Source organism: Microcystis sp. MC19 (genome assembly GCF_003019735.1).
Classification (GTDB): Bacteria; Cyanobacteriota; Cyanobacteriia; order Cyanobacteriales; family Microcystaceae; genus Microcystis.
Window position 1 is genome coordinate 2,018,496 of sequence record NZ_CP020664.1, and the last position, 18,342, is coordinate 2,036,837.

18 protein-coding genes are annotated in these 18,342 nt (G+C 40.4%); 5 read left to right on the forward strand and 13 right to left on the reverse strand.

Annotated features, from left to right (window positions below; all coding sequences use genetic code 11):
- Positions 1 to 129 precede the first annotated feature (129 nt).
- The 5 genes from B5D77_RS10280 to B5D77_RS10300 all read right to left on the reverse strand — a co-directional run bounded on the left by B5D77_RS10280 (position 130) and on the right by B5D77_RS10300 (position 4,349).
- The gene (locus B5D77_RS10280) at positions 130 to 813 is read right to left on the reverse strand and encodes a DALR anticodon-binding domain-containing protein (protein ID WP_106908777.1); all 684 of its coding nucleotides are present in this window, start codon (positions 811 to 813) and stop codon (positions 130 to 132) included.
- 346 nt (positions 814 to 1,159) lie between these two features.
- Positions 1,160 to 2,074, reverse strand: coding sequence for a DNA adenine methylase (locus B5D77_RS10285; RefSeq protein WP_008204502.1), 915 nt, complete (start codon positions 2,072 to 2,074; stop codon positions 1,160 to 1,162).
- Positions 2,075 to 2,147: 73 nt separating this feature from the next.
- Positions 2,148 to 2,663: an alpha/beta hydrolase gene (locus B5D77_RS10290; RefSeq protein ID WP_008204500.1), complete on the reverse strand. Its 516-nt coding sequence runs from the start codon at positions 2,661 to 2,663 to the stop codon at positions 2,148 to 2,150.
- A gap of 167 nt (positions 2,664 to 2,830) precedes the next feature.
- Entirely contained in the window at positions 2,831 to 3,220 is a 390-nt protein-coding gene (locus B5D77_RS10295) for a hypothetical protein (protein WP_008204498.1), read from the reverse strand.
- 166 nt (positions 3,221 to 3,386) lie between these two features.
- Positions 3,387 to 4,349, reverse strand: a complete 963-nt coding sequence (locus B5D77_RS10300) for an orange carotenoid-binding protein (RefSeq protein ID WP_106908778.1) — start codon at positions 4,347 to 4,349, stop codon at positions 3,387 to 3,389.
- 259 nt (positions 4,350 to 4,608) lie between these two features.
- On the opposite strand from B5D77_RS10300, the gene B5D77_RS10305 reads away from it, so the two are divergent.
- The 4 genes from B5D77_RS10305 to B5D77_RS10320 all read left to right on the forward strand — a co-directional run bounded on the left by B5D77_RS10305 (position 4,609) and on the right by B5D77_RS10320 (position 9,600).
- Complete coding sequence (locus tag B5D77_RS10305; protein ID WP_106908779.1) at positions 4,609 to 6,030, forward strand: hypothetical protein; 1,422 nt, start codon at positions 4,609 to 4,611, stop codon at positions 6,028 to 6,030.
- Positions 5,999 to 8,887 (forward strand): FxSxx-COOH system tetratricopeptide repeat protein, encoded by a 2,889-nt coding sequence (fxsT, locus tag B5D77_RS10310; protein ID WP_106908780.1) that lies wholly within the window; start codon positions 5,999 to 6,001, stop codon positions 8,885 to 8,887. The genes B5D77_RS10305 and fxsT overlap by 32 nt, the downstream gene beginning before the upstream one ends.
- A gap of 252 nt (positions 8,888 to 9,139) precedes the next feature.
- Positions 9,140 to 9,349 carry a hypothetical protein gene (locus tag B5D77_RS10315; RefSeq protein WP_002798302.1) on the forward strand — a complete coding sequence of 70 codons (210 nt, stop codon included), beginning with the start codon at positions 9,140 to 9,142 and terminating at the stop codon, positions 9,347 to 9,349.
- On the forward strand, positions 9,346 to 9,600 hold the full coding sequence (locus B5D77_RS10320; protein ID WP_002746390.1) for a type II toxin-antitoxin system RelE/ParE family toxin: 255 nt from the start codon (positions 9,346 to 9,348) through the stop codon (positions 9,598 to 9,600). The genes B5D77_RS10315 and B5D77_RS10320 overlap by 4 nt, the downstream gene beginning before the upstream one ends.
- Before the next feature lie 192 nt (positions 9,601 to 9,792).
- Here the strand turns inward: B5D77_RS10320 and B5D77_RS10325 are convergent, their stop codons facing one another.
- From B5D77_RS10325 to B5D77_RS10355, 7 genes are all read right to left on the reverse strand, one after another.
- Complete coding sequence (locus B5D77_RS10325) at positions 9,793 to 10,758, reverse strand: permease (RefSeq protein ID WP_106908781.1); 966 nt, start codon at positions 10,756 to 10,758, stop codon at positions 9,793 to 9,795.
- A gap of 106 nt (positions 10,759 to 10,864) precedes the next feature.
- Entirely contained in the window at positions 10,865 to 12,202 is a 1,338-nt protein-coding gene (locus B5D77_RS10330; RefSeq protein WP_106908782.1) for an anthranilate synthase component I, read from the reverse strand.
- 129 nt (positions 12,203 to 12,331) lie between these two features.
- On the reverse strand, positions 12,332 to 12,709 hold the full coding sequence (locus B5D77_RS10335; RefSeq protein ID WP_002734118.1) for a hypothetical protein: 378 nt from the start codon (positions 12,707 to 12,709) through the stop codon (positions 12,332 to 12,334).
- A 36-nt stretch (positions 12,710 to 12,745) separates the two neighbouring features.
- Positions 12,746 to 14,464: an AarF/ABC1/UbiB kinase family protein gene (locus tag B5D77_RS10340; protein WP_008204478.1), complete on the reverse strand. Its 1,719-nt coding sequence runs from the start codon at positions 14,462 to 14,464 to the stop codon at positions 12,746 to 12,748.
- Between the two features lie 146 nt (positions 14,465 to 14,610).
- The gene (locus B5D77_RS10345; protein ID WP_106908783.1) at positions 14,611 to 15,372 is read right to left on the reverse strand and encodes a HEPN domain-containing protein; all 762 of its coding nucleotides are present in this window, start codon (positions 15,370 to 15,372) and stop codon (positions 14,611 to 14,613) included.
- Complete coding sequence (locus B5D77_RS10350; protein ID WP_106908784.1) at positions 15,356 to 16,429, reverse strand: ParA family protein; 1,074 nt, start codon at positions 16,427 to 16,429, stop codon at positions 15,356 to 15,358. The genes B5D77_RS10345 and B5D77_RS10350 overlap by 17 nt, the downstream gene beginning before the upstream one ends.
- Before the next feature lie 183 nt (positions 16,430 to 16,612).
- Positions 16,613 to 17,338: a Uma2 family endonuclease gene (locus tag B5D77_RS10355; protein WP_008204476.1), complete on the reverse strand. Its 726-nt coding sequence runs from the start codon at positions 17,336 to 17,338 to the stop codon at positions 16,613 to 16,615.
- Between the two features lie 55 nt (positions 17,339 to 17,393).
- On the opposite strand from B5D77_RS10355, the gene B5D77_RS28055 reads away from it, so the two are divergent.
- Positions 17,394 to 17,606 carry a hypothetical protein gene (locus tag B5D77_RS28055; RefSeq protein ID WP_371515165.1) on the forward strand — a complete coding sequence of 71 codons (213 nt, stop codon included), beginning with the start codon at positions 17,394 to 17,396 and terminating at the stop codon, positions 17,604 to 17,606.
- Positions 17,607 to 18,102: 496 nt separating this feature from the next.
- On the opposite strand, the gene B5D77_RS10360 is transcribed toward B5D77_RS28055, so the two are convergent.
- On the reverse strand, positions 18,103 to 18,342 hold the full coding sequence (locus tag B5D77_RS10360) for a hypothetical protein (protein ID WP_106908785.1): 240 nt from the start codon (positions 18,340 to 18,342) through the stop codon (positions 18,103 to 18,105).

The window sequence follows — 18,342 nt, forward strand, 5'->3', positions numbered from 1 at the left end:
ACAACAGAAAGAGAGCCGGCGACTGTCCATGTTTCGTCTCGGCTCTCTATTCTGGTTCGCTCCTCACACTAATTAAAATCTATCATAAGCTGGTGATTTTATCTACTAAATTCATAAAAGTTGATATTTTTATAGTTCCGTCATCGGCAGCAGTTGCCATTTTTGATGGAGAAGACGGTTAAGTAGTTTTTGACTGACGCTAATCAGGATTAATCTCGATCGCTGAATTGGGGCCGATTCTCCGATAATGCGACAGTTACGCTCAAAATTGAGCATCGCTTCGCAAAAATTCGCGGTTAGGGGATAGAGTTTCTGGCCTTCCCAACAATCGCAAACGGTTAAAATTTGCAGGATTAAGGCTATTTCGGCGGGATGATGCCAGGATAATAGTTCTGGCTCGGTTAAACTAATTTTTTCCCGATTGAGCAGTTGTAACAAACTAGAATAGCGAGCGTGGGTGTATTGAAATAAAAAGAAAAATTCTCCTCTGGGATGGAGAGGAAGCTCATCCGAGAAAAATTTATCGATTAAATCGTTTAATTTCAGTAACCAAAAGGACAAAAATTGCTGATCTAATAATAATTCTAGCCATCCTTCCCTAAGCTGAATTTGTGGAAAAAAGGTGATTAAATGGTTAAATATGGTTTGACATTGAGCGGACGTAAAATAATAAAACAGAGGTGAACGATAGAGGATAATATCAGTTTTTGGGCAACGATAGAAAGTTAATTTATGGTTGTTTTCTGGAAAAATATTAATTAATTGTTGTTTTAAACAATGCTCGATCGAGGGGTGATTGCAGATAAAATTCATACTCAGAAGGGTAAACGTAGTCGTGCCAAATTAATTGCCATTGGCGAGATAAGTAGGTGGGTGGAATTAAATATAAAATGAACGTAGGTTGGGTTGAAGCATGAAACCCAACGCCCGCATGGGTTACGCTACCGCTAACCCATCCTACAAATAATTGTGCCTACCTACTTAAGCACTGTGGTCAAAGCAAATTTTTGGCTTAAGATGGATATAGGCAATCGGATAGTCTTTCTCTTATCAGAAACTCCAGACTATCTCTAGGGGCTTACCTCTGTCAATCTGGGGGGTTGCACTTCACTTTTGCATGGGCGATTCATGTCGTCTTTTCTGTTAGGCTTAATTTTTGTCAATTATTGATCAGTAATTCCTGGATTTCTCCCCTATTATTGCCCTGGGAATTAATATTTCGTCGGGCTTTTACCCTTTGAATATTATAATCTTTATATAAATCATCAAAAAAATTATTGTCAGAGTCAAAGTTTTTAAGGTCGGAATTACTTAAAATAAATTTATAACCTGCCCGATCGACTCGATCGATAAATTGTTTTAATCTTATTTGCTCCTCATCGTTAAAATCTTCTTTAGTATAAGAGGTAAAAGCTGATGTTTTTTTAATCGGTTTATAGGGAGGATCAAAATAAAATAAAGTCTTGTTATTGGCATAATTCAGGGTTTGGACAAAATCTCCTTGTAGGATCGTCACTTTCTGTAAATGATGGTTGACAGCTAATAAGTTTTCTTCATTGCAGATCAACGGTTTGACATATTTTCCAAAAGGGACATTAAAAAGTCCTTTGCTATTGACTCTATAAAGTCCATTAAAACAAGTTTTATTGAGAAATAATAACAAAACTGTTTTTTCTATATCTTCATCACAGCCACGAGAATTAAATTCTATTCTTTTATCTAAAAAAAACTTTTGTTGTTCCTCTAGATTTTTAAGTTCATAAAAATCCTGCTGGATTTGTTTAAGCTTGAATATTAATTCTTTGACATTATTTTTAATAACATTATAAGCCATGATTAAATCAGGATTGATGTCATTAATAATGACTTTTTGGACAGAAGAAAAATTATTTAAAACTGAGAATAAAACTGCCCCACCTCCGACAAAAGGTTCAATGTAGTTAAACTGACAATCTTGAGAAATCTGGGAATTAATCAAAGATAGAATATTAGGAACCAGTTGAGTTTTGCCTCCCGCCCACTTTAAAAAAGGTTTGCCGCTAACTGTTTTCCTTTGAGACAAAGAAGTGGTCATTATTCCTACCAGATTATCCTAATTTATTCAATTTACAGCGCAATTCAAGAAAACCTGAAAGGCGGATTTGGTATCAGAAAGGTAAACGGGGCATTGTTTTCAATACTGATTCAATTTGGTTGATTAAATCCAGCAGACGATTGCCATCCACATGAACCTCGCTGGTGGGATAATTGTCGAGGACTTCGATGACTTGAATCTCATTGTCGTTGAGGGCAGAAGTGACTAAGGAACCGCGTAAAGCTTGCCGACTAGCGGCTCGATTGGGGGTGTGGACAATTTCGGCGGCGTAATCTAGCAAACTTTCGCCAAAAAAACTATTAAGAAATTTGGAAAGAAAGATGGCATCCACCGCTACGCGACGATTAAGGATTTTGCGGAATTCTTCGGGTTTTTGGTTAGCCATCTTTAATTGTGAGGCTAAAGCGGGAGCTAATTCGCCTGTTTCGCTCAATTGCTTTAATTCTGATACCGATACGGACCCTTGGAAGATGTGGTATTTTATGATAGCTGATTCGGCGGCTGACAAAGACTGACAAACACCGAGAAAGATAGATATTCCTAGGGGAAGTAAAAGATTTTTGAACATAAACCAAAGGTGCAAAACAAGCGATAAGCGATCGGGATGATTGACTCATTCTAACGGAATTGGTTGCCGCTTAGGAAAAACTTAAGACGGTGTGGATTATCTAGAGATGAATTTTTTAGTCACCCAACTAGAAGCAAAAAGCTGATGGCTTAATGCTAATCATTAATTTACATTCGCGACAGGGCGGCGATTTTCGCTAGTTTATCTTTTTCCAAACCGTTGAGATCCTCTAGCTTTAACCATCCTTCCTTTAATAGTTGAGCAAAGACAAAAATTAGGGAAGTATAGCGATAGTCATATTTACCATCAATCTGATGTCGTCGGGCGCTCAGATAATCGTGCATTTGCCAGATATCATCTAAAACCGTGATCTGACCAGACTGTTCTTTAATATGTTCTATTAAAGTGCTAGTTTCTCGCTGATAGGCTTTTTGGAAAGCAGTTTGAGCAATTTCTTGTTCCGTATCTGACCAAATTATTTCACTCATAGGCATGATTTTAGTTTTAGGGATGATAATTTTGGATTTTTGAACTACCTCGACTCTTTTCGCCCACATCTGTAAGAATAATTGTTTAGTTATTCTTACCTAGATCGGAGAAGAAACCGGTGTATTTACCAATTTTTTTAAGTCAGCCTTTTAATTGTATAAAAAAAAGAGTTCACTTGACAAGGAACTCTAATAAGTTTCATCAGAATTTTTAATGATTTCTCTCAGTAGCTATTTAGCCACGGGCAAAGTTTAATAATTCTTTCGGAGAAGCTAATAAATCGATCGCTACGAAGAAAATTTTATTATCAGGAGTTAGGAGGAAGCGCCATGCCATATTCATACCCACACCTGCACCAAACCAAGGAGTTTGTACTTTTCCCGTCACTTTAATCTGAGTAAAACCGTCATCGGCGGGTTCTACTACACCGCGTTCGGGGATTAATTTCAAATTTTGGCATTCTTCCCGGAAAAAGCGATATACTGCCTCTTTACCGACGACGGGACGTTGGAAAGGTGGTTGCAGAGCGCCGTCAGGGGTGAATAATTCAATTAATACATCAAAGTCGTTAGCGTTGAGGTTGTCCATATAGTTGAGGACGGTGGCATTGGTAACGCCTTCAATGCTAACTTTGGTCCGTTCGGCAATATTTTGGGGAGGAACCACGGGTTCGGAAATACGGTTATAATCGCCCAGTTTCTTGGGATCATAGCCCATATCCACCACACAATTCCGCAGAACGGTGATTTGTTGTCCCGACTCTAATTTTTTAATCCCGTCTAAAACGGCGCTGGCATTAGCAGATAGTTCATAACCCTTGGGAATTGGCGCAACACTGCCATCTTCCATCCATTGTCCTAATTGATACCAGAATCCCAGTTTGATGTTAGCAGACCAAGTGCTGTAGGTGCGACAAACCGGGGTGTCAGCGTGGTTGGCTAAGTCGCACATCACCTGCGACTGTTGCAAAGGTGACATCTGCCGAATCTCATTCATGGTTTTTTCGGCAAATACCATACTAGCAGCGCCGGGGGCGGCAACGGTGATGGTTTTGCCCATTTCTAGGTAGGCAAACCAAATCAAGGCTAGTTGATCTTCGGTATTCAGCTGATTGAAACGCGCAATCGTGGCGGGAACCACATCCGCTGATAGCGTGTTGGGGAAAATGCTCCGCGCTGATTCGATCGTAAACGGCATAGATTCACCTTGAAGTAAAGTTTTGTATCAATTTACCAGCATTCTATCATATTTGCGCCCCAAGGCAGCACCCTTGGGGAAACTTTCCCAAAAAAAGCTGTACTTTAGATCACACTTACCCAGGATTATCACAAAATCTTAATGGTTGAACAACTGTTCTATCAATTATCTGGTTTTGCGGCAGCAACGAGCGATCGCTTTTAGTTTGGCGATGCTATATAATAAAAAGTATCTCCAGAGAATGATTTTTCCTGTCTCTATGCAACACCCCTCTCTGACTCGTTTTGAACCTGCGACTACTCTTGATGAAATCCATTTAACTATATCTCCTGAACCCCTATTAACTCAGAAGGAAATAGATGCTTTTTATCGAGAAGAAATGAATAAAGTGAGAGGGGAAGATAAAATTGAACGTCTAAAATTAGGGTTAAAACGGGTCATAGATACGCAACAATATTACAAAGCCTGTTTAATGGGACACACGGGGGTAGGCAAATCGACAGAATTAACTCGTTTAATTAATGATCCTGAGATTAAACAGCATTTTGAACCCCTGCGATTTAGTGTTTTAAATGAACTCGATGCGATTAATTTCAGTCCCCTTGATGTGTTTCTCTTTATGGTGGTAGAAATTGTTGAGAAAACCGCTAAAATTTCTCGACAACCCAGTGATGAAAATTTACAAAAGCTTTGGGATTGGTTTAGTTCTGAAGAATTTACCCGCAAGGAAACCAGAGAAAGTCAAATCAAAACGGAAGCAGGAGCGGGAGTAAAGGAAGATTCTTTCTGGAATAAAATTCTCGGACTTTTTGCCTCTCTCAAGGGAGAATTCCGGTTTGCTTACTCGCGAGAGAAAAAAGTTATTGAATACCGTCTTTCCCGTTCCAGAGATTTAATTAATATTGCTAATCAACTCCTGAAAGAGTGTAATCAGAACTTACAGGAAACTATGCAGAGAAGCTGGCTAATTATTGGAGAAGACTTCGATAAAGCTGGTGTTTCACAAGAAGCGGTCAGGGATTTATTTTTAAACTATTCTAACATTTTCAAAGATTTAGACATTCACATTATTTTTAATATTCCGATTGGATTGTATAATTCATCTCCTGGGATTAACCTCACTTTTGACCATAATCTCCTGATTCCCGATACTCCAGTTTTTTGCCAAAAAGATCATACTCCTAACCAAAAAGGACGGGAAGCAGTGAGAAAAGTTTTAGAAGCAAGAGTTAAATCTAATTTATTTGAAGATGGACAAATAGAGCGGGTTATTATTGCCTCTGGTGGCAATATCAGAGATTTATTTTATTTAGTTAGAGAAGCTTCTGATGAAGCAATTGTCAATCAACAAAATCTGATCATGTCTAGTCATATTAGCAGGGCAATTCGCAGTTTAAGAACAGAATATGAAAGACGTTTAGGTCAAAATCCTTATGATATCGATCATGTTAGTTATGGGGATAAGGTATTATTGTTAAAACGAATTTATGATGCTAATCCAGAAGCACAAATTCCCAATGAAGTATTATACGCTTTATTAAATGATCGAGCGATTCAAGAAGTAGATGGAGACGGGGAAAGATGCTTTATGGTGCATCCCCTTGTGGTTGATATTTTAAATGCTCAAGGTCATATTCCTACTGGTCCCGATGGAGGTGTCCCCGGTGGTACATCAAGTTAATCAAACTAATCAATCGGAGTTAGAACCGGGTACTATTTCCCATACGGCAGCTCGTTTGCTATTGTGGGGACGAAGACCATCTAGAGGTTTAGCTAGGGTGGAATTTTATGATGAGTTTTCCCGTCAGCAAGTAGTTAGAGAATTAGAGAATAAACTGCAAGAACAAGGCATTATTTTTCATAAAATTGTCTTACCAAGATGGGAAAAACCCTCTTTTGTCTTGAACTTCTTGTTAACAGAATTGGCAGAATTGGAGTCGGGAGTAGTATCAATTACTGGTTTTGAAACCGCTTTTAGTTCTGATGTTTCCCTAGTAGATGCCTTGCAATTAATTAATTTCAATCGAGAAAATTTAGCTCGCTTTAATCTCCGACAAATTTGGTGGATGAATCATGATTTTACTAACAAAGTTATTCGGTATATGCCAGATTTAAATTCTTGGTTTTTCCTGCGGTTATTTTTAACAGAAAATTCAACCCAAGCTACCAACTATAATCAGCTATTTACCGATAAAAATACCGTTCATGATCCCTATAATTTACCAGGAACAGCAGTTAACTTTGTTGGTAGAGAACAGGAATTATCCCGGATTCATCAAGCTTTTCAGCAATCTTCCCCAATTGTTTTAAGTGGGATGGGAGGTTCGGGAAAAACTGAATTAGCTTTACAGTATGCTTGGCAACATAAAGGGGATTATCCTGCGGGTATTTGTTGGATAAATGTCCTTAACAGTGACCCCGGTTTAGCTATTTTATTTTTTGCCAGAGAATACCTGGGTTTAAACATCCCCAATCAGGGAACCTTAAGTGAACGAGTGCGTTACTGTTGGCAAAATTGGCCCGAGGGAAATGCTTTAATTATTTTTGATGATGTGCGTGACTACGACCAAATTACATCTTATCTACCACCGGGAAAAGAATCTCGTTTTCGGGTTTTGATTACCACTCGCTTTAGTTACTTAGGGGTATCGCTATCAACGATAAACTTAGATGTTCTCACAGCAGCGCAAGCTTTAGATTTACTGCAAACCTACTTAGGAAAAGAACGTCTAACCGCGGAGTTAGAGGCAGCCAAGCAACTTTGTCAGTGTTTAGGATATTTGCCTCTAGGATTACAATTACTAGGCAGTTTTCTGAGACAAGCAACCACTGAAACTTTAGCAAATATCAAGGAAAAATTCCCCAAAAAAGGCTTAAAATATCTCAACTCTGATAAGGAGGAAGTCCGCAGTATTAAAACAATTCTGGATCTCAGTTGGCAACTGTTAGAAACAGAAAAACAAAAATTAGCTCTTTATCTCAGTTTATTTGCTTCGGCACCTTTTCCCAAGCACTTAATCATCAGTTTATTTTCTGATGAAGCTAAAGACGAGATAGAAAAATGGTTAACCGATAGCTTGGTTAAGCTTAATTTGCTGAAATCTTTAGGCAATGAATGGTATCAACTGCATCCCCTCATCCGTCTTTATCTACGGGAAAAATTAGAAGGTTCCGAGATAGCCAATACCGCAAAAAGTCGTTATTGTACGGTGATGACAGATACATCGAGAACAGTCCCCCAAACTCCTACTCTAGATATTATTCAAAATCTGACTCCCTTAATTCCCCATATTCAACAAGCTGTCAGGGAATATCCAGAATATATCGCTGATGAGGATTTAGCCGAGTCCTATATGGGTTTAGCTCGTTATTATAATGGACAAGGATTGTATGCTATTGCTGAACCTTACTGTCAAGCTTGTTTAACCGCAACTCGAACTCGCTTAGGAGAAAATCATCTCGATGTGGCAGATTCCCTCAACAATTTAGCACTCTTGTACTATTCTCAAGGCAGATACGCAGAAGCGGAACCATTGTATAAGAGCTCCCTTTCTCTGACAGAACAGCTATTAGGAGAAAACCATCCCGATGTTGCTACCAGTCTCAATAATTTAGCAGCATTATATCAATGCCAAGGCAGATACGCAGAAGCGGAACCATTGTATAAGCGCTCCCTTTCTCTGTGGGAACAGCTATTAGGAGAAAACCATCCCCATTTTGCTACCAGTCTCAATAATTTAGCAGAATTATACCGATACCAAGGCAGATACGCGGAAGCGGAACCATTATATAAGCGCTCCCTTTCTCTGCGGGAACAGCTATTAGGAGAAAACCATCCCCATTTTGCTACCAGTCTCAATAATTTAGCAGAATTATACCGATGCCAAGGCAGATACGCGGAAGCGGAACCATTGTATAAGCGCTCCCTTTCTCTGCGGGAACAGCGATTAGGAGAAAACCATCCTGATGTGGCAGTTTCCCTCAACAATTTAGCACTATTATACCGATGCCAAGGCAGGTACGCAGAAGCAGAACCCCTGTATAAGCGCTCCCTTTCTCTGACAGAACAGCTATTAGGAGCAAACCATCCCGATGTGGCAACTTCCCTCAACAATGTAGCAGGATTGTACAATTCCCAAGGCAGGTACACAGAAGCAGAACCTCTCTATCTAGAAGCGATTAATATTTTCAGGGAAAGATTAGGAGACAATCATCCCAATGTGGCACAATCCCTCAACAATTTAGCAGGATTGTTCCGTTCCCAAGGCAGGTACACAGAAGCGGAACCTCTCTATCTAGAAGCATTAGATTTGAGAAAAAGACTCTTAGGAGACAATCATCCCAATGTGGCACAATCTCTCAACAATTTAGCAGCATTGTACGATTGCCAAGGCAGGTACAAAGAAGCGGAACCTCTCTATCGAGAAGCGATTAAGATTGCTACCCAAGTATTAGGAGACAATCATCCCCATACCCAAACAATTATGGAGAACTATAAAACTATGTTGTCGCAACTCCGACAAGCAGAATCAAGATGAGTTAGAGTTTAAATGCTTAGGAAAATAGGGCTTGTAGGCGCACGGATTTTCCATTATGAATATAATATCATGTCAAGGGGCTTTTGTCAAGAGAAAATTTGACAACATCCAGATAATGTAGGGTACGTTAGACGGCAAAAATTTCCGCTTTAACTTCAAGCTAACAATCCGTCGTAACGCACCACCAATCATCAACTATGATTGAATTAATCACTGATAACTGATAACTGATAACTGATGACTGATAAAGCTATGACACTCAAAGAACAACTAATTAAAGAAATCGAGCAGACACCTGACACCCTTTTGACTGAATTACTTGACTTTTTGCTCTTTATCAAAGAACGACATACTGCAATAGAAATTACAGAAGAAGAGCAAGCTAACATAATCGCTTCTGAATCAGCTTATCAAGCAGGAGACTATCTAACCCTCGAAGAATATGAGACAACTCAAGCGTGAACTACAGAGTTATTATTCCGAAACCAGTTCAAAAACAACTAAACAACTTACCCAAACAACAACGCGAACGCTTAATTACTGCCATTAGACTACTTACCGATACACCTCGTCCTAGCGGAGTCAAGAAACTCAAAGGATATGATGAAACCTACCGAATTAGAATAGGAGATTATCGCATCATTTACAAAATTCAAGATCAAGAAATGCTGATTATCATATTGAGTAGTATTCATCGAAAAGATGCTTATTGAACCTCTAAGTAGGTGGGTGGAGTGAGAACTATAAAACTATGTTGTCGCAACTCTGGCAAGCAGAATCAGGATGAGTTAGAGTTTAAATGCTTGGGAAAATAGGGCTTGTAGGCGCACGGATTTTCCATTATGAACATAATATCATGTCAAGGGGCTTTTGTCAAGAGAAAATTTTTTTGACCCGGAAGGAATTCAACCTAGATAAAAACTGAGGATCAGAGCCACTAAAAAAGTCATTAACAGGCATAAAATTCCGAAATAAAGGACGATTTTAGGACGGAAAGCTGATAGGAGGAGGATAAAAGCTTTAATATCAATGAGGGAAGCGACCAGTAAAAAAGCTAGAGTGGAACCCACGGACAGATTAGTAATTAAAGAACCGGGGACAAAAGTGCTAAGACTGGCATTAACAGCGAGGGTGAAACCAAAGAACAACTGCACGAGAATTTGAGTAACGGGAGTATCCCCCCAGGCAATTAATTGACTCTGAGGTAATAATAACTGAAAGATACTAGCGATGGCACAGCCAATAATTAATAATCCCCCTAATTCCAGCGCTTCATCGATAAAGTTATCGAGAAATAACTGCACAGAAATTGGCCAAGCTTGCCTATCTCTAGTTTTATACTCATAAACAAGACTGCCGACTCTTTGTAGGGGTTGACTGGCTGCTTCCTCCGGTAAAAAACTACCAGAAAGAACTAAACTCGATTCTAGGGGAATTTCGCTATCGGTGCGGGGTTTTTCCCGATAGAAACTAAAGAGAGTGCCGATAACAATTGCCATTAACCAGACCGAAAGCGATCGATAGAAGAAAATACTAGAATAGGTGAAAGTCTGCCAAGTTAGCCAAAGAGTGACGATATTTAGGGTAGGTGCAGCGGTGAGAAAGCTAAACACCACCCCTGGGGGTACTCCCTCTAATAAAAATCTTCTAGCGACGGGAATCGTGCCGTATTGTCCGACGGGTAAGATTAATCCGATTGTACTGCCAACGATCGCTCCTAACAGTCGATTACGGGGAAATATCGCCGCTAATCGCTGTTTATTGACGAAAACCAGCAAAAAACTGGAAACGGCCGTCCCGAAAAGTAAAAAGGGAAGCGAGATCAAGACTAAACTAAGAAAAAAAGTAACAGCGATAGAAATTTGATTCATGAATAGGGTTCAAGATCGGAAGCTATCCTACAAAATAGCAGATAAGGTAAAAAGTAAAAAGAGCGGTTTTAGATGCAACAATAGGTTAGTTTGTTGAAATCAACAATTAAAAAGAACGTAAAGCGATTAATTGTGCCTCAGCTTTATGAAGGGATTCTAACCATTCTTTTTCGGGATCGCTATCGGCAACTATTCCCGCTCCCACTTGTCCCCAAACGGTGTTTAAATTCCCTTGAGCAGTCATTAATAGGGTACGGATGAGAATATTCAAATCTAAATGACCCCGTAGGTCAATATAGCCACAGGAACCATAGAATAAATTGCGTCGCACCGGTTCCAATTCTTCGATAATTTCTAGACAACGAACTTTCGGACAACCGGTAATTGTTCCCCCCGGGAAAAGAGCTTTAATTAAATCAATAGCATGATACTTTTTATCTAATTTTCCTTGAACATTACTGACCAAGTGCATAACATGACTATAACGCTCGATCGTCAGTAATTCATCCACATGAACCGATCCCCATTCACAAACTCTACCCAGATCATTACGTTCTAGATCCACTAGCATAATATGCTCGGCCCGTTCTTTTTTATTAGTTAATAGTTCCTCGGCCAATTGTCGATCGAGTGCCTCGGTTTTACCCCGGGGACGAGTTCCAGCGATCGGTCTAGTGCTGGCTATTCCTCTTTCTAATTTCACCAATCTTTCGGGAGAACAACTAATCATTTCTCCCCAAGGGGTGCGCCAATAACTGGCAAAAGGAGAAGGGTTAATCTGTTGTAAACTGCGATAAATTTGCCATCCTTTTGCCTTAGTTGTGCTTTGAAATCTTAGGGATAAATTTGCTTGAAAAATATCACCTTTTCTGATATAATCTAAGGCTTTTTTAACAGCTTTTTCGTAGTCGAGTTGAGAAGTATAAAAGATTAAGGGAGAGGGATGGGGATCGATAAACTCAAAATCGGGGTTAGTGGTTAAAGATTGTTCGTATTTATCTAAATCTTCAGGTTTAGTGGCAGCTAACCAGAGAATTTGTGCTTGGTGATCGAGAATGGCAAAACTATCCGGTTCATACCAATAAGCGACGGGAAAAGGGAGACTATCAGCTTTCCTGTCGGGTAATTTTTCTATTTCCCAAGCTAAATCGTAGCCTAACCACCCCAACCAACCACCATGGAAGGGAAGATGATCGGGAAGATGATCACATCGGGGTTGGGGGAGTAAACTGCTTAAAAAGGGCAAAATTTCGCCCAGTGCGGGGGTCCAAAGCTGACGCGGGGAACCAGCACAAAGAGAGTAACGGGAGAGGGAATTACCCGGATAGGGACTTTCTAGTAAAGTAGCGATCGCATCTTGGGAGAATAAGCAGGCAAAAACCTCGGAACCAGTGCGCTGATGCAGAGGAAGCGATCGCCAATGCCATGCTAAAGGTTTTTGCATCTAAAATCGCGGGCCAAAATAGCTGGGAAATTGGGTATAACTAGGGTTTTGGTGTTAGTTGTGGGGGAGTTGATCTTTCCTATCTGCTAACACCTATGATCTTAGTCCTAAATGTTTGCTGCCTCGTAATTATCCCCGATAATCGAGGTCAATTTCTTTAGAACCGCCGCGCTGTAATTGGCCTAACAATTCCCCTAACTGACTCCAAACCAAACCACCGATAAAGATAGTCATCGGGAGAGAGATAGCGTAGGCAACCCAACCATTGAGAATAAATATATCTAATCCCGAGGCCAGGAAAAGACAGATTCCTACACAAATACCGATAAAAGGAATTTGTAAGGAACTAGATTTTAAAAGATTTTGATCGTCTGAACCCTTATTTTTATACCAATTGTTAACCACTTGCTTGAGACTAGCTTCAAAAGCGGCCCCGCAGGTAATACCGATAAATAAACCGGCAAAAACTAGAAAATAGGGCGGTTGGGGCAGAAAATAATAATCCATAGAAAAAGTGATTAACCGATGATGACCTTAAACACTTTAACGCGAACTGGTTTCTCGCGGAAGGACAGCGGCCACACCTTGGGAGGATAATTCCCGAAAAGCGCTCATGGCCACATCCAAGAGTCGCCGCGGTTGCAATTCTCCTTGAATTAAACCCCAGAGACGTTGTACTTCGGCGGTATGGAGACGGTCATCTTCCGTTAAAGCTAATAGCAATTGACGACGCAGATAACGACCTTCTTCCGAGAGAAGAAAAGTGATGCCTAATTGCGCTGTGGGCAGTAAATCGAAGTTACTTTCCGATCGAGCCATTGTAATCATGTTTTCTAGGCGTTGCCACTGGAATTTACCGTCTTTGAACAGCACATCCAGTAAACGCCGGCGCAGTTGCGGTGATTCCCCGGTCAGGAGACGTTTAGCAACGTAGGGATAGGCCACTTGGACGATTTTGAAGTTAGGATCGAGGGTGAGGGCTGCCCCTTCTTGGGTGACGAGGGAACGAATAATCAGGGCGAATTTGGCGGGAATCCGGAAGGGATACTCGTACATCAATTCGGAGAAATCATCGGTAATGGTGCGGAAATTGAAGTCACCGACCCTTTGACCGATGGCATTGCCTAAAACTCGTTCTAGCGCTGGAATAATAGGTTTTATATCGGTTTCTGGGGTTAAAAATCCCAGTTTGACAAAGTTGCTGGCTAGGTTTTCGTAGTCTTTGTTAATTAAATCGACGACGCAACTGGCGAGGGTTTCTTTAGTTTCCTCCTCTAACTGGTCCATCATGCCAAAATCGATATAGGCCATGCGACCATCAAAGGTGGCGAAAAGATTACCCGGATGGGGATCAGCATGGAAAAAGCCGTGTTCGAGGAGTTGCTGTAATCCGGAGGTGACGCCGATTTTAACGATATTATTGGGGTCTAATCCTAAAGCTTTGATGTTCTCGGTATCGGTGAGTTTATAGCCATCAATCCATTCCAGGGTGAGGACGCGGCGACCACTATAACGCCAGTAGATACTGGGAACTTTAACTTCGGGGTTATTTTGGAAGTTGGTGGCGAATTTTTCGGCGTTGCGACCTTCGTTTTGATAGTCGATTTCCTCAAAGAGTTTGGTGCCGAATTCATCGACAATCAGGGTGAGGTCGTGGCCGAGATTGAGGGGTAATAAACGGCCGAATTTTTGGGCGGCCCAGCGCATTAGATATAAATCGAGGCTTAAAAGCGCCCGCAGCCCGGGCCGTTGCACTTTAACGGCTACTTCTTCACCGGTGGGGAGTATCGCTTTGTAAACCTGGCCTAAACTAGCGGCAGCCACAGGGGTGGGGGATATTTCCCGATAGGCTTTTTCTACAGGCATCCCCAATTCTGTCTCGATAAGGGCAAAAGCGATGTGGTTATCGAAGGGGGGAAGTTGGTCTTGCAGTTTAACTAATTCGTCTAAAAAGTCTTTGCGAACGAGGTCGGGACGGGTAGAGAGAGCTTGACCGACTTTGATGAAGGTGGGACCCAAACGGGTGAGAATTTGCCTAAGTTCGCTGGCACGCCGGTATTTATTGGCTTCTTCTTGCTTTGTCCATTTGTCCCAGAGGAGACTGAGGAGAAATAATCCTAAAGACCAAATAATCACGAAAGCGCGACCGAACAATTGCCAAGGTTTATAACGGTATTGTTGAGCGATCGCTTCTGCACTGTAAGGAGTGAACTGTGTTTCTTCTCGTTTCCGGTCAGTTTGACTGTCTTGATGCCGACTCACTAGCTAATCTCTATATATCTTACGCCACTTGATATTGTATCTAAGTTCCTGACATCAGTATACAAAACTACACATTATTTAATAATTGTTATAATTCCCTGAGAAATTATAAGTATTTATAACTAGACTGCCGGGGAAATTCTCGGCTAGTGGATGTCCTCAAGTACCTGATGGATATTTTCAACAAGCTGTTCTATAAAGGTAACGGCATCATTAACCATATTTTCATCAATATTCCAGCGATTGCCAATGCCATAACTCGGGTCTATATCAGCTTCATGGGCGATTTTATTCCTTCGATCAACAATTGCGCTAAGTTGGCTTTTAATATCTTTGGCTGGTTTATTTAGTTTGCTGGCCACTTCTTCCCACAATTTCTTGGCTGAAATTAGTCTAATGGCCTCCGCTATCTTGTCCGGTTGTTGATAGCTTTCATAGCTGAGTTTTTCTCTAATTTCAGCTTCTAGCCAATGATTACTATTAAGTTTGTTGGTGAGAAGATTTTCAATCATTGGTAGTACCTCGGAAATTGAGCGAGATTCTTGACCAAAAAAAGAACCGTAGTTTTGTTGAATTTCGTTCTCTAACCAAGAGCCAATACTAATAGCTATCAATCGTTCTTGTCGTGCGCCATTCAAGGAGACTTTAAAACGAGAAAAGGCAGATTGAGAACTGTTAGGAGTGGGAGAAGGTTCTGAACGTTGGCCTCGATAAATTTCTAGCATTCCTAGAGTAACCACTTCGTGAATATAATAATCTAAAGCGCTCACAGTCAGGACTAAAGCCGCTCTGAGGATATCCGATACATCTAGGGCCGAAGTAGTCTGAGATTTGAGGGAATTGTGGATGGCGTTCAAGTCACGAACGCGGGCAAGACTAAGGCGAAATTGTTCAATGGCTATCTGCATAAATCTCGGAGGTAAGACCGATAACTTTGTCTGCTAAGTCAGAAAAAATATCTTTAAATTTTTGTTGTTTTTCTTGGGCTTGATCTAACACTGTACCCTGCGACTTAGCTGATTTCAATTGTTCAGCAGTTAGTGCAAAAACGGGCGTTTGATGCTCTTGAGATAAGGCAATAAGACTATTAAAATTAGGAATTTTTACTAGAGTGCAGCAGTCTGATACACCATTCTGATCGTAGATAAATTTCGGTAGCATCATGCCATTTTTTCCTAGGGCTGTAATCATTTTATTGCCAATATTTTCCTCGATTTCGTTAATCCAGTTTTCAAAGGCTTTTGTTTCTTTTCCACGAATAATTCGATAGTTCTGAACAATAGTTCCCAAAAAATGTAGGTTAACTTCGGGGAAGGGATAGTTGGCGGTTTTGAGAATTGGTAAAGCACTAGCTGCCTTAGCCCATTGGTGCCACTTAGGCAAGATTTTAGTTAAAGAATCGATAGCCATAACCGAGAAAAAATCCGCTGTGGTTGGCACAATAAAAAAGTTGCTGGTCATCAGTATATTTTGATTGATTGACCCCAAACTGGGACTCATATCGATTAAAATATAGTCAGCTTGAAATCTTTCGGCAGTTTTGTCTAATAAATATGTAATCGCACCGGGGAGATTTTTTAAAGCCTGAATTGACCCACTAAGTTCTTGAGCAATACCTAGGGTAACTTCATATTCAGCTAACCCCACATGACCGGGCAATAGAAATAAACGATCACGACCATCAATAGGAATACAGTCCACAGCTTCAATTAATCTCGGTTGAGACTCAAAAGCAGGTGCTAAAGCTGTTTTAATATTAGAGTAAGTATTGTAGATTGCTTGTAGTCTTTCCTCCCTATCTTCACTTTCTTTAGCCAAAGCCATACCAGTTAAGTTGCATTGGGGATCGGTATCGACAATAATTACTCTTTTGCCCTTCTCAGCAAGCATCCAACCAAGGTTAAAAGTGGTTGTAGTTTTGCTGACTCCACCTTTATGATTAAAAAAAGCTATTTTTTGCACCATGGCATTAATTATATTTGAAGATTGTTGCCCTTGGTCATTATTATAACATCAGTGGGGGTTAAGCAGATTTTGCCATGATTTCTAGGGAAGAATAGGGCTAACCTTCGGATTCCTCGTGTTAATGCCTAGCAATTAAGAAAAAATTGCGCCATGGTTTCTGCCCTAACACCCCCAACTGGATATTTAAGCAATTTCATCGGGATTAATGCCCAATTCTCGCAGCTTTTGGGCTAATTTTTCCGCCCGTTGTTGTTCTCTTTCTTTGGCTAATCTTTCCTGTTCTTTGGCTAATCTTTCCCGTTCTTTGGCTAATCTTTCCTGTCGGGCCGACTCTTGAGGGGTGGGAACCAATTCACCCGATTCGGTGAAATAGCGCAATTTATTGGCAAAAATCCCTAAATATAATCCTAGTTGCTTACTCCATAAATAACCGTTTTCATTGGGGGTAATCGGTTGGTATTGTCCCTCGATTAAAGTGAATCCTTGCCATTCTAAAGTATTGGGATCAAACAAAAAATATTCAGGAGTCCGGAAAGTATGCTGATATAGTTCCTTTTTGGCTTTTCTGTCCACATTAGCAGTGGAATCGGAGAGAATTTCGATGATTACATTGGGATATTTACCCCCTTCTCCCCAGACAACCCAACTTTTCCTGGGACGTTTCTCTGTATCTAAAACCACGAAAAAATCTGATCCACAAAAATCTCGCTGTTTCAGTTGTCTTTCGTTATAATAAATAGTCAAATTGCCCGAGGCATAGTAATCGTTTCTATCTTGCCAGAGCCAATCAAGACAAGATAATAATAAAATAATTTGTTGTAAATGCAGATCACTTTCCACGGGTGGTTCATCACTCCATAAATCGGTGGGAGGACAGACAATATCGGTAGCAATATCTAGGGTTGTCATCGTTTATAAACCCATTGAGTCAATTTGGGGTGATTCTAGCCACAAGCCACAATCAATACAATTATATTATAAGTCCGATCGTTTTGCTTGGGGTACATCTCATTTTTGTAAATCTACTAAGTGGGGATTTTTAAGGGGAAACTCTCTGCTAAAATCGGGCGTTACTTTCGGTTTTATCACTCAATCCAAGCTTTTGGGGGGTTCTACCCCCCAAACCCCTAGGGCTGATTCATTCTCCGAATCTAATTCTTTTTTTTGCTACCTTTAATCGCTTATGAGGCAAGCAAAGCACGACGTTTTTAAAAATTTTCAGATATTTATTCCAAGAAATCGACTAAAAACGTTGCCAGATAAGGATTTGAGAGAATGACATTTGAGAGAATGAAACGACCCTACCCAAACCCCGGAGCGCATTAGTTTTTCGGTGAGATGCTTACACGCGATTGTTCATATTTTTGTACCAATTTAAGAGTCACTGATAATTGCTGATTGTCGGTAAGTAGTCGTGCAAAATTAATTTCCTAGTGAAGATAGGCAAGAGGCAAAAAGCAGGAGGCAAGAGGTGGTTAGATATGTGTAATTAATTTTGCTTAGGTACTTATTTCTGCAAATATAGGATGCATTCCTTAATCTTCCGCTCGGTCTTAGGGAGATTTTTGTCAAGTCTGAACTCGAATTACTTAACAATTCGGTGAAGGTGAATCAACGAGAGCCGTTAATCTTTATTAAGGAGGGTTTGCCCTCAATCCTCTTGGTTGAAGGACTTATAAAAACCAGAAAAAAGCAACTAAAATAACAGTGAGAGTGGCGGCAAAAATGAGAGCGTATTCAATTTTCTTATTGATAATACCAATAACCATGACTAGGGTAATTGCCAGAAGAAACACACCGATATAGACTAGATTTTGAGAACCTGAATTAACTAAATTATTATTTAAAGTCGTTGTGGGTGTGGGAGTTTGTAGAATTGTTGATGAGAGACTAATCGTGGAGGTAATGAACAT

Bases quoted from the DNA above. Each gene is read 5' to 3' on its own strand.
- B5D77_RS10280 (WP_106908777.1), bottom strand. From the start codon at position 813: ATGAATTTTATCTGCAATCACCCCTCGATCGAGCATTGTTTAAAACAA.
- B5D77_RS10285 (WP_008204502.1), bottom strand. From the start codon at position 2,074: ATGACCACTTCTTTGTCTCAAAGGAAAACAGTTAGCGGCAAACCTTTT.
- B5D77_RS10290 (WP_008204500.1), bottom strand. From the start codon at position 2,663: ATGTTCAAAAATCTTTTACTTCCCCTAGGAATATCTATCTTTCTCGGT.
- B5D77_RS10295 (WP_008204498.1), bottom strand. From the start codon at position 3,220: ATGTGGGCGAAAAGAGTCGAGGTAGTTCAAAAATCCAAAATTATCATC.
- B5D77_RS10300 (WP_106908778.1), bottom strand. From the start codon at position 4,349: ATGCCGTTTACGATCGAATCAGCGCGGAGCATTTTCCCCAACACGCTA.
- B5D77_RS10305 (WP_106908779.1), top strand. From the start codon at position 4,609: ATGCAACACCCCTCTCTGACTCGTTTTGAACCTGCGACTACTCTTGAT.
- fxsT (WP_106908780.1), top strand. From the start codon at position 5,999: ATGGAGGTGTCCCCGGTGGTACATCAAGTTAATCAAACTAATCAATCG.
- B5D77_RS10315 (WP_002798302.1), top strand. From the start codon at position 9,140: ATGACACTCAAAGAACAACTAATTAAAGAAATCGAGCAGACACCTGAC.
- B5D77_RS10325 (WP_106908781.1), bottom strand. From the start codon at position 10,758: ATGAATCAAATTTCTATCGCTGTTACTTTTTTTCTTAGTTTAGTCTTG.
- B5D77_RS10330 (WP_106908782.1), bottom strand. From the start codon at position 12,202: ATGCAAAAACCTTTAGCATGGCATTGGCGATCGCTTCCTCTGCATCAG.
- B5D77_RS10335 (WP_002734118.1), bottom strand. From the start codon at position 12,709: ATGGATTATTATTTTCTGCCCCAACCGCCCTATTTTCTAGTTTTTGCC.
- B5D77_RS10345 (WP_106908783.1), bottom strand. From the start codon at position 15,372: ATGCAGATAGCCATTGAACAATTTCGCCTTAGTCTTGCCCGCGTTCGT.
- B5D77_RS10350 (WP_106908784.1), bottom strand. From the start codon at position 16,429: ATGGTGCAAAAAATAGCTTTTTTTAATCATAAAGGTGGAGTCAGCAAA.
- B5D77_RS10355 (WP_008204476.1), bottom strand. From the start codon at position 17,338: ATGACAACCCTAGATATTGCTACCGATATTGTCTGTCCTCCCACCGAT.
- B5D77_RS10360 (WP_106908785.1), bottom strand. From the start codon at position 18,342: ATGTTCATTACCTCCACGATTAGTCTCTCATCAACAATTCTACAAACT.